Genomic DNA, 12,487 nt, shown 5'->3' on the forward strand with positions numbered 1-12,487 from the left:
GACTACCTCGTACTATTTTGAGTAATCAGTCACATTTCTTGAATAATAAATGCTGAAAATAACATTGAGGCTGGCGACCAAATATTGACGGTTCAAGCTCAGTTTCTCGCCACTTTCATACGCAAAACCACGCCGCAGACACACATAGCCCCTAATTTTTTATTTGAACTATGCCGATTTCATCATAATAGCTAGCAAAATCCCTCAAGAATATCCTTCCATTTCAGACCATCCTGCCACTCTCGATTAACAAATATTAAACAAATAATAAACACAAACAACACAAGAAACATCACAAACCTATGTAAACCGCTGCGTACAGAGACGATACAACACCGGTTTGGTGACGGATAGCTATCACACTATCGCACATCGCGGCTTACCCATTGGGAGTAAAATGCATGGATAACAATAAATTAAAACATTTCTTAGCAATCGCAGAGAGCATCGCCGACCAGACTCGCCAACTGTTAAAACAAGAACGACAACGCTATCTCTATTCAGGGCGAAACTTTGTGACTAAAGACGACCAAAGTCCAGTGACAGAAATCGACCAACAAGTAGAGAAACTGATAAGAGAACGTATTACTGATGCTTTTCCCGATCACGGAATTTTAGGAGAAGAGTTTGGAGCTCAGGCTCAATCAGAAGAGTTTGTTTGGGTTATTGATCCTATCGACGGTACCAAACAATTTATCGCGGGCGTACCGGTATATGGCACGCTGATTTCACTATGCCAGAACGGTAAACCGATCCTCGGAATTATCGATATTCCTTCTCTTGATGAACGTTGGGTCGGTGCACAAAACTTACCCACTACGCTAAACGGTCATCCGATTCAAACCCGTTCCTGCCAAAACCTCACTGATGCCCTCATGTCCACCAGCAACACCGAGTTTGTTCTGCCCGAACATCGTGCCGGTTTCAATTATCTGATTGGCGCAAGCAAGTGGCGAATATACGGGGCTGCCTGCTATGCCTACGGCTGCTTAGCATCTGGACGTATCGATCTCAGCATTGATAGCGGCGGCATGCGTGAAGTGGATTACTGCGCAATGGTGCCAATTATTGAAGGTGCCGGAGGAAAAATAAGCGACTGGGATGGTGAACCACTGACGATGTATTCCAAGTCAACGGTCGTTGCTGCCGGCGACCCTCATTTACACGCTTTAGTTATAGAGACACTGAAAAAACACTAATTACTACAACAGATTAATTAATAAGGTGGTCACTATGCTTAAATGGATGAAATCAGCGCTGGAAAAGCCTGTTAAGGATGATAAAGAACACATTAACCATACCTATCGCTATTGGCGGATCCACATTATGCTTGGCATGTATGCTGGCTATGCTGTCTATTATTTTACCCGTAAAAGCTTTAACTATGTGATGCCAGAGATGTTAGTCAATCTGAATATCACTGTCGCTGATGTCGGATTAATGGGCACGCTGTTCTACTTTATGTATGGCGCTTCACGTTTTATTTCCGGCATTTTAAGCGATGCAGCAAACCCCCGTTACTTTATGGGCATAGGCTTAATTTTAACCGGCATCATTAATATTCTCTTTGGTTTAAGCTCCTCGTTATGGGTACTTATGGTCTTTTGGATCTGTAATGCCTTTTTTCAGGGTTGGGGCTGGGCTCCCTGTTCCAAACTCTTAACGTCCTGGTATTCACGGAATGAAAGAGGGTTTTGGTGGGCGGTGTGTAATACCTCACATAATGTAGGGGGAGCCATTATCCCATTGCTAGCTGGATATCTGGCGGTTCAATACGGTTGGCGTTACGGCATGATAGTCCCGGGAATCATTGCTATCGTCGTTGGATGCTTTCTCTGTTTTCGTCTGCGGGACCGGCCGGTAAGTATGGGATTACCGACCGTCGGATACTGGCGTGACGACCAATTAGAAATAGAACAAGAACAAAAAAGTGCAAAACTGCCCATAATGGAAATTCTAAAGCGTTATATTTTTACTAATAAATATATTTGGTTATTGGCTATCTCCTACGTATTTGTCTATATCGTGCGGATCGGGATTAACGATTGGGGAAATCTCTATTTAGTCAAAAACCATAATTACTCTTTAGTCAAAGCGAATTCCGCCTTAACCATGTTAGAGATTGGTGGTTTTATAGGAACAATCGTCGCTGGCTGGGGGTCGGATAAGCTATTCTCCGGTAACCGGGTACCGATGAATATCATATTTATGGCAGGTATCTTCTTTAGCGTTCTATTCTTGTGGTTATTGCGCATTGACAGCTATTTTCTTAATGCTGCCTGCTTCTTTGCCATCGGATTCTTTATTTTTGGCCCGCAAATGTTAATCGGTATGGCCGCGGCCGAGTCAGCCCACAAAGACTCAGCCGGAGCAGCAACCGGTTTTGTCGGCATTTTTGGTTATCTGGGTGCAGGTCTGTCCGGATGGCCGCTGGCAAAAGTATTAGAAATTTGGCATTGGAATGGTTTCTTTACCGTCTTATCCATAACCACAGTCTTGTCAGCGCTATTATTACTGCCGCTGATATCTAAAAAGAAAATACCGACCTTTCAAAAACAACAGTTTATTGAGGAAAAACAGGGAATCTAAAACAGCATCACGTTTTATGATTTCATTAACGAATAATAAAACAAAAACAAGGTAGGACTTCCTACCTTGTTTTTATTTGTAAAACCTTATCCTATATGTGCCATGCCAAGTGACTAACATGACTATCCGGAATAACTCAGCGCTTTAATTTCATCATAAAGTTTCTTGGAAATGTCTAATCCTTCTTCCAAAGCCCTCATCCGAGCCTGATAGCGACGCTGTGAAGGCAGTCTAGCTCCCTGACTTTCAATCGCGGTAAACATCTTCTCTGCACGAGAAAAATGTTGCTCTCTGTCATCCCCCAAAAAACGATCCGGATCAATGGCGATAATCAGCTCCCCACCACGTGGAGATGAACCGGTTCCTTTATCAAACTCAATAGAGTCAGCACTGGTCATATCACCGATAAGCGGCCCCGCAATAAGCTCAACCATCGCTGATAGTGCCGATCCTTTATGACCACCAAAAGTTAACATCGCACCATCCAACACCGCTTGAGCATCCGTTGTTGATTTTCCTTCGGCGTCAATTCCCCAGCCTTCAGGAATAGGTTTACCCGCCCGGCGATATAACTCAATTTCACCTCTGGCAACCATACTGGTCGCCAGGTCAAAAATAAAAGGTGAGCGATCCTTCCTTGGCCAGCCAAAAGCAATAGGATTCGTCCCGAACACCGGACGATTTCCTCCCGCAGGCGCCACCCAGGCGTGACTCGGCGTAAAAGCAAACGCGACCATTCCCGCTTCAGTTAATGGCTCAATATCCATCCATAGCGCTGAAAAATGGAGGCAATGATTAATAGCCAGCGCCCCTATCCCTGTTTTACGCGTCTGTTCAATCAATACAGGCAATGCCAGACGATGAGATAGCAGTGAATACCCGCCTTGCGCATCGGCTTTAACAATCGCTGGTGCTGGGGTCGTAATAATCGGTAAAGCATCCGCTGACACCTTACCCGACCTTAGCGAGTTTACGCAGACCAGTACGCGATAGAGACCGTGAGATGCGCAACCGTCTCGTTCACCTGACGTCACATTTTCTGCGATAGCTTGGGCATGTTGCTCACTAAAACCATTCGCTAGCAGCGCTTCTTTGGCTAATTGATGAACTTCATCAATGGTTAAATGCAATTTCTCTTCCACTTTTTTCTCCTTTTACTCATATCACTCATATAGATATATATGATTAATGGGTTATTCCTCTTAAATCGTCTTCAGGCAGACAGAAGGGAAAAACGATAGATACTGAAAGCACAAGCGACCAACTGCTGCGCTAAGAATATTGACGATTTCGGATAGGGCTTACGCCAATAAACCGAAATCATTGATGCCTATTTGGCTTGTTAGTTGTTGAACAGTTATCGCTCAACAACTAACCAGGCGAGGAGATTGTTTATAAAGGATCGCGGGTATAAACGCCATTAACTAAACGCAGTAATTTCATTGGGTTACTGTCTTTTAGTGTTTCAGGTAATAGTTCTTGGGGATAATTCTGTAAACAAACCGGTCTTAAAAAACGTTCTATCGCCAGCGTTCCAACCGAGGTACCTCTGGCATCGGTCGTAGCCGGATAAGGACCGCCGTGAACCATGGAATCACATACTTCTACACCGGTAGGATAGCCATTAATTAACAAACGACCGGCCTTACGCATGACCAATTGGCTTAAGGCATCTGCTTGAGCAATTTCCGTTTTCTCACCGATTAACGTTACCGTAAGCTGTCCCTGCAAGCCCTGTAATGCGCGATATAGCTCACTTTCATCTCTGGCTTCAACAACCAGAGATACCGGGCCAAACACTTCTTCCTGAAATAACGGATCCTGATTAATCAATAGGGAAATATCTGCCTGAAAAAGTTGGGCATCGGCCTGCGTCTGACTCTTCATCTGTCCGCCAATACGCTTAATTTCAGGGTGACTTTCTAACGCTGTAATACCCTCTTGATAACTTTTCAGCGTGCCATAATTCAGCATAGTCTGAGCTGAGCACTGCTCAACATGATGCACTAATTGAGCAATGAACTGTGAAAAAGCGGTAGAGCGAATACCAATAATCACCCCAGGTTTAGTACATAATTGACCAACGCTTGATGTAAATGAACTGACTAATTCCTGAGCTATTTTGTCACCGCGTACCACAAGTGCCTGCGGCATAACTATCACCGGATTGATACTCGACATTTCTGCAAAAACAGGAATAGGTTGAGGACGACGCGTTGCTAAATCAAACAGTGCTCGTCCACCTTGGAGTGAACCGGTAAATCCGACCGCCTGAATAGCGGGATGTTGAACAAGATCGGCGCCGATCTTGCTGCCATAGATCATATTAAAAACGCCGACTGGCATATGTTGTTTTTTTGCCGCCTTCTCTATCGCCTGAGCAATAAATTCCGCAGTGCCCATATGGCTACCATGAGCTTTAACGACCACCGGACAACCCGCCGCTAACGCTGAGGCCGTATCTCCGCCGGCAGTGGAAAAAGCCAGCGGAAAGTTACTCGCGCCAAAAACCGCTACCGGACCGACGGCAATTTTACATTGGCGCAAATCGGGACGAGGAAGGGGCTTCCTGTCGGGAAGAGCGGTATCAATGCGTGCTGCATGATAATCGCCCCGGCGTAATAACTGAGCAAATAAACGCATTTGTCCGCTGGTGCGAGCGCGTTCCCCTAACACTCTCGCTTCAGGTAGTGCCGTTTCTTCCATAACCAAGTGAATAAACTCATCTCCGAGCGCATCAATTTCAGTAGCAATTTGCTCTAAGAAAGCGGCTCTTTTATCACTGCTTATTTGGCTATAAGCCAGATGAGCGGCTTCCGCTGCCTTTACCGCCAGTTCAGCATCATTAATTGTTGCCTGATAAAAACGATATCCCGTAGGTTGTCCGTCAACTGCACGAAGGCTGACTAAGGTGCGCTCACCTTCCGCGACCCTTTCCCCACCAATAAATTGTTTTCCGCTGTGAGTGATTTCTGATTGATAGGCCATGATGTCTTTCCATTATTTAATCGAGGGATGTCATAGAGTAAGCAACTCAATCGCCATTGATTCCATCAATATGCTCGGCAAAGATGCCGAGCACAGGAAAATTAAGCAATCAGAGACCGACATCCGGCAGTTGAGGACGGTTAGCCAGCGCTTTTTCAACGACCGCTTTAACTTCAGCCAATACTTTGCCTTCTAATGGTAAACGCGGTGGGCGGGTAATTGAGCTTCCTCTGCCAACCATCTCTTCACATAACTTAATGCATTGCACCAGATCGGGACGGAAATCCAGATGAAGCAACGGCATAAACCAATGATAAAGCTCCATTGCTTCTGCAAATCGACCCTGCTTAGCAAGACGAAACAGCGTTTCCCCTTCGCGCGGGAAGGCATTGGACATACCTGAAATCCAACCCGCCGCTCCTACCGCAACGCACTCCACAACCACATCGTCCAATCCGGCAAACAAAATAAAACGATCGCCGACCTCATTTGGAATATCGATAAACGGACGCGTATTACCCGATGAGTCTTTAAAGGCAACGATATTTTCACAATCCACCATAGTGGTCAGAACTTCCGGCGTAACATCATTCTTATAAACAAGCGGGTTGTTATACAACATGATAGGAAGGTCGGTTGAGGCCGCGATATCGCGGAAGTAAGCCACCGTTTCCCGAACAGTTGGTGAATAGACTAAAGGAGGCATAATCATGACGCCATCAGCGCCTGCCTGACGGGCAGCATGCGTCATCTCTTTTGCTTTTGCCGTCGTCAGCTCTGCAACGCCTGATAATACAGGCACTTTACCTTTCGCGGCATCAACCGCGACTTCAACTATCGACTTTCTCTCTTCCAATGTTAAAGAGGTATTTTCCCCCACGGTGCCGTTAACAACTAGTCCAGAGACACCATCATTAATCAAGTTTTCCATCACCTTATGGGTGGCTTCAAGATCAACAGAGAAATCCTTTTTAATCTGGGTACTCACTGCTGGAAAAACACCGCTCCAGTTAATCGCCTTATAACTCATATTATCAGTCCTATTCATTAGTTATTAACGGTGCTGAAGTTGGCCTTAGCCACGTCAACATAGTTGCTTTAAGTGAAATGTTAATAAAAAGTAAACCAACGGTGAAAAGTTAATGACATAGTGACGATTAATAGTCTGTGAGGCTTGAGGTTTTTCCCCCTAAGCAATGACGAAATCAGCATACTTTTATCAGAAACAGAAGAATCAAGAAGGAATGATAGCTTTAGCACTCAACATTGAGAGTTGCTCGGAAATGGCGGGGTGTTGAGCCGGTCAATGCCTTAAACTGACGGCTAAATGCGCTATGATCGGTATAGCCACAGTGAAGGGCAATATCGGTAATTGGCATAGTGGTTGCTAAAAGTTTAGTGGCATTTTCTAAACGAACTTTATGGATCATTTGTCGTGGAGTCAGACGAAATATGCGCTTGCAATAGCGTTCAAGCTGAGCAACGGAAAACCCGGTTAAGCTCGTTAGTTCATTCAGGCTAATGGTACGGCTGTAGTGTTCACGAATATAGCTGTCAACGGCAACAAGCTGTCGGTAAGCAGGGTGATTTGCTTTGGCTTCCTGCAAATCATATGAAATGCCTGCCATACCGATAATTGTGCCATTAATATCATATAAAGGCAGTTTTTGGGTTAAGCACCAGCCCGTTTCACGCCCGTTATAAAGGTGCATTTCAAGCTGATCTTGAATCTTAATCCCTTGTTGCAGGACTAATCTATCCTGTTGAGTATATCCAGAACCTAACTTGGACGGGAAAATCGCTTCAGATGTCTTGCCCAATAAAGGATTAATCGTTTTAAAACCACAGCGTTTCGCCAACGTCAGGTTGGCAATCAAATAACGCGCCTCACGATCTTTAATAAAAAAAACCACATTAGAAATAGCGTTAAGCAACGGCAAAATCAGCGCTATTGAATTAAGAATGCCATGAATATTTTGTGGACGCTGAATAACAAACCCTTCGCATAGGGTTGCGAGCTGTTCTATCGATAATGGTAAAACTGAATCAGACTGTGCAGACAATGGAAAAGGTTCATCAAAGTTAACATCCTTATTTTTTACTATTCTCATCGCATCACCTGACTATTTAGCCACAGCGTTAAATTGAAGATCGCATCAATGACTGACATATGCTTTCGATTAAAAAACAAAGAACATCAATTTATTTACTAGGTTTAATATTAACTTTATTAATAATCGTCAAGCGTTATTCAATATCATTTGTTAATTCTGCTAACCAGCCCAAGTTTTATGCCAACAACCGTAGATCTTTAGACTGTTTGCCATTTTGAACATTCAGCAAGAGATATAACGAATTAAGAAACCAATACATTAACCTATTAACACTATGAATAATTTTACATGATTTTATTTTTCATTCCGTTACCGAAAAACGCTCAACTATGCTGATTTCTACATTCTAAGAATTGAAATGTATCAAGCGCCGAGACTGAGAATACGTCACTCTTTTATCAATGCCATAACATTTAATTAACTTAATATAGGGCGCGATAATGACATCTTCTTCATTTACGGCAATCCGCGTTATTGATTCTCATACAGCAGGAGAACCTACACGATTAGTCATTGATGGCTTTCCTTCTCTCGGCCATAACGGTATTGCCGAACAACGCGCCCGTTTTGAAGCAGAATTTGACCACTGGCGCTGTGCAACCATTCTGGAACCGAGAGGAAATGATGTTTTAGTGGGTGCTCTACTTTGCCCCCCCACTTCTCCAGACTCCTGCGCTGGCGTTATTTTCTTTAATAACGCAGGGTATTTAGGCATGTGCGGTCATGGCACTATCGGCGTGGTTGCCTCTTTGGCTTATTTAGGCCGAATCGGTGTGGGTATTCATCGAATTGATACGCCCGTTGGTACTGTTGAAGCCCAGTTGCACCAAGATGGCAGCGTCACCGTCCGCAATGTACCCGCTTACCGTTATCGCCAGCAGGTTATGGTCGATGTCCCTGAATACGGTACAGTTTGCGGGGATATTGCCTGGGGAGGAAACTGGTTCTTCCTTATCGGTGAGCACCACCTCACGATTGACCTGCAAAACGTCGAAGCCTTAACACATTTTAGCTGGGCAGTCCGCCAGGCTCTTGAAAAAGCAAATATTTGTGGTGATGACGGTGGTCTCATCGATCATATTGAACTTTTCAGCCCGGATAATAAAGCCGATAGCCGCAACTTTGTTTTATGCCCCGGTAAAGCTTACGACCGTTCCCCTTGTGGCACCGGCACCAGTGCCAAACTGGCCTGTCTGGCGGCGGACGGTTTGCTTCACCCTGGGGAAATTTGGCGGCAGGCGAGCGTTATTGGCAGCGAATTTCAGGCTTCCTATGAAATTGAAAATGGAAAAATCATCCCCTCTATTAGAGGACATGCTTATATCTGTGCTGACAGTCAGCTGTTGATTGACAGTAAAGATCCGTTTGCCTGGGGTATTCAAGAATGAATCAAAAGCGGGCTTCTCAGGCTAATGCGGATATTGTCATTATCGGTGCAGGCATCATCGGTGCTGCCTGTGCCTACCGTTTGGCGCAGGATGGCTACCGCGTTTTAATTTTGGATAATGGCACCGCCGCGGCAACCGCCGCAGGTATGGGCCATCTGGTTTGTTTAGATGATAATCCGGCAGAACTGGCTTTAAGCCATTACTCAATTTCACTGTGGCGTCAGTTAGCCAACCAGATGCCGGAGAGCTGTGCCTGGAGTGACTGCGGGACATTATGGCTGGCCAATAATGCAGATGAAATGGAAATAGCGCGACAAAAAAAACAGCGTTTATCCGAATGGCAAATAGAGAGCCAACTGCTGAATCCATCGCAAGTTGCTCTGGCGGAACCGATGCTACGCAGCGGGCTTGCCGGTGGTTTAGTTGTCCCTAGCGACAGTATTTTATATGCGCCGAATGTGGCTAAATGGTTAATCAATGCGGCCAGCCATCGGGTAACGCTGCAACAGGCTAACGTCATCGGTCTGGAAGAACAAAACGTGATCCTGTCCGATGGGCGCAGGATAACAGCCCCGGCAATTATACTGGCTAACGGTCTACGGGCGATTGATCTATTACCGGAATTACCTCTTGTTGCCAAAAAAGGTCATTTAGCAATCACCGATCGTTATCCCACTCGTACAACACATCAATTAGTCGAACTGGGTTACGCCGCAAGCGCCCATGCCAGCAGCGGTACCTCCGTCGCCTTTAATGTTCAACCTCGCCCTACCGGACAATTGCTTATCGGCTCATCACGTCAATTTGATACCTTAGATAGCAATGTTGAGCTGCCGATATTACGCAGCATGCTGCAACGTGCACAAAGCTATTTACCCGATTTAGCCACAATGAACATTATCCGCTGTTGGACAGGATTTCGCGCCGCATCGCCGGACGGATTGCCCTTATTGGGGCAACATCCACGCTATCGCGGATTATGGTTAGCCGTGGGTCACGAAGGGCTAGGAGTAACAACGGCTTCTGGCAGCGCAGATATATTAGCGGCATTACTGCAGGGACATGCATCGCCCATTGATGCAACGCCTTATCTGGCCAGCAGGTTCCTTGATTCTGAACCTAATCCGCTTTCTTCTCCCACCGCAATCGATGGGGTTTAAACTATGCATCAACAACAAAATAGAGTGATGATAACGATTGATGGCGACTCTTTTTCCGTTCCTCAGGGCATAACGGTCGCTGTTGCATTGGATTTAACCGGACATCCCCAGTGTCGGCAATCAGTAACCCATCAAAACCGCCTCCCTTTTTGCGGAATGGGAATTTGTCAGGAGTGTCGAGTAACAGTTAACGGACAACGCCGTCCCGCCTGCCAAACCCTTTGCAGCGAAGGAATGAACATAGAGAGAACCTCATCATGAATCAGACCTTATTTTCCAGCGTTAGCAAAAAACATTGTCAGATTTTAATCGTCGGGGCTGGGCCTGCCGGTATGTCGGCGGCAAAAGCGGCGGCGGAAAGCGGACAGAAAGTGATAATGATTGATGATAATCCTGTACCCGGCGGACAAATATGGCGTGATGGCGCCAATGTTACTTTACCGCCGCTGGCGGTGAAATATCGCCAACATTTAGCGGCATTATCAAACGTTGAGATCTTAAGCGGCAGCAAAATTATTGCCCCAGGCGGTTCACAAAGCGTGATTTATGAAAATATGTCCGGCTGTGGTGAAATTTATTACCAGAGCCTGATTATTTGCAGCGGAGCGCGTGAAATACTCTTGCCCTTCCCCGGTTGGACGCTGCCTGGCGTAATCGGAGCCGGAGGCCTGCAAGCCATGATTAAAGGAGGGCTTCAGCTACAGAATCAGCGCATTGTTATTGCTGGCAGCGGTCCGTTGCTGTTGGCGGTAGCGACCAGCGTCAATCAAGCTGGCGGCAACATAGCCGGCCTGTTTGAACAGACATCATGGCGAGCTCTGTTCTCTTTTGCTTTCACTCTTTGGCATTGGCCGACAAAATTCTATCAGGCTCTTACCTCATTCAATTCTGCTTATCGCGCGAATAGCTATGTTTTAGAAGCGCTGGGAGACAAGCAAATTGAAGCAGTACGGATACAGCAAGGAACAACGGAAAAAATCATCCCCTGCGACAGACTTGCCTGTGGATTTGGCTTAGAGCCCAATACGGATTTGGGACAATTATTAGGTTGTCGATTAGAGAGTCGTGCCTTAGCGGTAGATGAACGGCAACAAAGTTCAGTAGAAAACATTTACGCTGCCGGGGAATGCTCAGGCATTGGCGGTGGTGAGCTGTCATTAGTGGAAGGCGCTATTGCAGGCTATAGCGCAACACAGCAATACCAACGCGCAGAGGAACTGATTAAACAACGACAAAAATGGCAGCACTTTGCTAATAAAATCATCCAAACATTTCCGTTAAGGGATGAATTAAAAACACTCGCACGACCAGATACCCTGATTTGTCGCTGTGAAGATGTGCCATTTTCGATGCTTGAACCACATACCAACTGGCGGCAGGCAAAATTAAATAGCCGCTGCGGCATGGGTGCCTGTCAGGGGAAAATATGCGCTACCGCAGCCTATCACCTGCTTGGCTGGCAAACTCCGCCGCCAAGAATACCGTTGTCTCCGGTACGCGTACAAAGCTTAACGAATGAAGAAAAGTGAAAACAGTGATGTAAATGCCATATTCCTCCCTCCAGCTCATCTATAATAACCCGATGCGGTTAATCATCGTATTAACCATACAATAATAACAAACCTTAACCATTCACTAAAAACTGGAACATTTGGAGGAGTGCAGTGCAAACCTTTAACGCAGATATTGCTATCATCGGGGCAGGTGGCGGCGGTCTTCGTGCAGCCATTGCCGCTGCCGAAGCTCATCCTGACAGTACCATCGCCCTCATTTCTAAAGTCTACCCCATGCGCAGCCACACCGTGGCCGCCGAAGGGGGCTCCGCCGCCGTCCTCAAGCCTGAAGACAGCTTCGAGTCCCACTTCCACGACACCGTCGCCGGTGGGGACTGGCTTTGTGAACAGGACGTCGTGCAATTCTTCGTCGAGAACAGCCCTCGCGAAATGATACAAATGGAGCAGTGGGGCTGCCCATGGAGCCGTAAAGACGATGGCTCCATCGATGTCCGTCGTTTCGGCGGCATGAAAATCGAACGTACCTGGTTTGCCGCCGATAAAACCGGCTTCCATATGCTCCACACCCTGTTCCAAACTTCCCTCAAGTACCCGAACATCAAGCGCTTCGATGAACACTTCGTTCTCGACCTGCTCTCCGATGAAGGTCATGCCCGTGGTCTGGTGGCCATGAACATGATGGAAGGCACCCTGATTCAAATCCGCGCCAATGCGGTAGTGATGGCTACCGGCGG

At 46.2% G+C, this 12,487-nt stretch carries 11 protein-coding genes; 7 read left to right on the top strand and 4 right to left on the bottom strand.

Annotation, left to right across the window (positions count from 1 at the left end; genetic code table 11):
- Nucleotides 1-401: 401 nt before the first annotated feature.
- Together BMZ28_RS16635 and uhpC are read left to right on the top strand one after the other, a co-directional pair.
- Nucleotides 402-1,199, top strand: a complete 798-nt coding sequence (locus tag BMZ28_RS16635; RefSeq protein ID WP_074825004.1) for an inositol monophosphatase family protein — start codon at nucleotides 402-404, stop codon at nucleotides 1,197-1,199.
- 34 nt (nucleotides 1,200-1,233) lie between these two features.
- Complete coding sequence (uhpC, locus tag BMZ28_RS16640) at nucleotides 1,234-2,589, top strand: MFS transporter family glucose-6-phosphate receptor UhpC (RefSeq protein ID WP_047782110.1); 1,356 nt, start codon at nucleotides 1,234-1,236, stop codon at nucleotides 2,587-2,589.
- Between the two features lie 122 nt (nucleotides 2,590-2,711).
- Here uhpC and BMZ28_RS16645 read toward each other — a convergent pair whose 3' ends face one another.
- From BMZ28_RS16645 to BMZ28_RS16660, 4 genes are all read right to left on the bottom strand, one after another.
- Nucleotides 2,712-3,731: an Ldh family oxidoreductase gene (locus tag BMZ28_RS16645; protein WP_248296117.1), complete on the bottom strand. Its 1,020-nt coding sequence runs from the start codon at nucleotides 3,729-3,731 to the stop codon at nucleotides 2,712-2,714.
- A 250-nt stretch (nucleotides 3,732-3,981) separates the two neighbouring features.
- Nucleotides 3,982-5,577, bottom strand: a complete 1,596-nt coding sequence (locus tag BMZ28_RS16650; RefSeq protein ID WP_074825007.1) for an aldehyde dehydrogenase (NADP(+)) — start codon at nucleotides 5,575-5,577, stop codon at nucleotides 3,982-3,984.
- Nucleotides 5,578-5,686: 109 nt separating this feature from the next.
- A complete protein-coding gene (locus BMZ28_RS16655) occupies nucleotides 5,687-6,607 on the bottom strand; it encodes a dihydrodipicolinate synthase family protein (protein WP_047782112.1) in 921 nt (306 codons plus the stop codon).
- A gap of 223 nt (nucleotides 6,608-6,830) precedes the next feature.
- Complete coding sequence (locus BMZ28_RS16660) at nucleotides 6,831-7,688, bottom strand: AraC family transcriptional regulator (protein WP_082118997.1); 858 nt, start codon at nucleotides 7,686-7,688, stop codon at nucleotides 6,831-6,833.
- A 443-nt stretch (nucleotides 7,689-8,131) separates the two neighbouring features.
- Here BMZ28_RS16660 and BMZ28_RS16665 point away from each other — a divergent pair, with 443 nt between their 5' ends.
- The 5 genes from BMZ28_RS16665 to BMZ28_RS16685 all read left to right on the top strand — a co-directional run.
- Nucleotides 8,132-9,079 (top strand): 4-hydroxyproline epimerase, encoded by a 948-nt coding sequence (locus tag BMZ28_RS16665; protein ID WP_074825010.1) that lies wholly within the window; start codon nucleotides 8,132-8,134, stop codon nucleotides 9,077-9,079.
- Complete coding sequence (locus BMZ28_RS16670; protein ID WP_074825013.1) at nucleotides 9,076-10,239, top strand: NAD(P)/FAD-dependent oxidoreductase; 1,164 nt, start codon at nucleotides 9,076-9,078, stop codon at nucleotides 10,237-10,239. Before BMZ28_RS16665 ends, BMZ28_RS16670 begins: the two co-directional genes overlap by 4 nt.
- Before the next feature lie 3 nt (nucleotides 10,240-10,242).
- Nucleotides 10,243-10,500 carry a (2Fe-2S)-binding protein gene (locus tag BMZ28_RS16675; RefSeq protein ID WP_071845518.1) on the top strand — a complete coding sequence of 86 codons (258 nt, stop codon included), beginning with the start codon at nucleotides 10,243-10,245 and terminating at the stop codon, nucleotides 10,498-10,500.
- Nucleotides 10,497-11,768 (top strand): NAD(P)/FAD-dependent oxidoreductase, encoded by a 1,272-nt coding sequence (locus tag BMZ28_RS16680; protein WP_047782115.1) that lies wholly within the window; start codon nucleotides 10,497-10,499, stop codon nucleotides 11,766-11,768. Before BMZ28_RS16675 ends, BMZ28_RS16680 begins: the two co-directional genes overlap by 4 nt.
- Nucleotides 11,769-11,903: 135 nt before the next feature.
- A partial coding sequence (locus tag BMZ28_RS16685) for an FAD-binding protein (protein WP_139211624.1) occupies nucleotides 11,904-12,487 on the top strand: 584 nt, incomplete at its 3' end.

It is taken from the genome of Pragia fontium DSM 5563 = ATCC 49100, from assembly GCF_900112475.1.
GTDB classification, from domain to species: Bacteria; Pseudomonadota; Gammaproteobacteria; order Enterobacterales; family Enterobacteriaceae; genus Pragia; species Pragia fontium.

What these genes read in the sequence shown, in the direction of transcription:
- BMZ28_RS16635 (WP_074825004.1), top strand. Translation starts at nt 402, where the DNA reads ATGGATAACAATAAATTAAAACATTTCTTAGCAATCGCAGAGAGCATC.
- uhpC (WP_047782110.1), top strand. Translation starts at nt 1,234, where the DNA reads ATGCTTAAATGGATGAAATCAGCGCTGGAAAAGCCTGTTAAGGATGAT.
- BMZ28_RS16650 (WP_074825007.1), bottom strand. Translation starts at nt 5,577, where the DNA reads ATGGCCTATCAATCAGAAATCACTCACAGCGGAAAACAATTTATTGGT.
- BMZ28_RS16655 (WP_047782112.1), bottom strand. Translation starts at nt 6,607, where the DNA reads ATGAGTTATAAGGCGATTAACTGGAGCGGTGTTTTTCCAGCAGTGAGT.
- BMZ28_RS16660 (WP_082118997.1), bottom strand. Translation starts at nt 7,688, where the DNA reads ATGAGAATAGTAAAAAATAAGGATGTTAACTTTGATGAACCTTTTCCA.
- BMZ28_RS16665 (WP_074825010.1), top strand. Translation starts at nt 8,132, where the DNA reads ATGACATCTTCTTCATTTACGGCAATCCGCGTTATTGATTCTCATACA.
- BMZ28_RS16670 (WP_074825013.1), top strand. Translation starts at nt 9,076, where the DNA reads ATGAATCAAAAGCGGGCTTCTCAGGCTAATGCGGATATTGTCATTATC.
- BMZ28_RS16675 (WP_071845518.1), top strand. Translation starts at nt 10,243, where the DNA reads ATGCATCAACAACAAAATAGAGTGATGATAACGATTGATGGCGACTCT.
- BMZ28_RS16680 (WP_047782115.1), top strand. Translation starts at nt 10,497, where the DNA reads ATGAATCAGACCTTATTTTCCAGCGTTAGCAAAAAACATTGTCAGATT.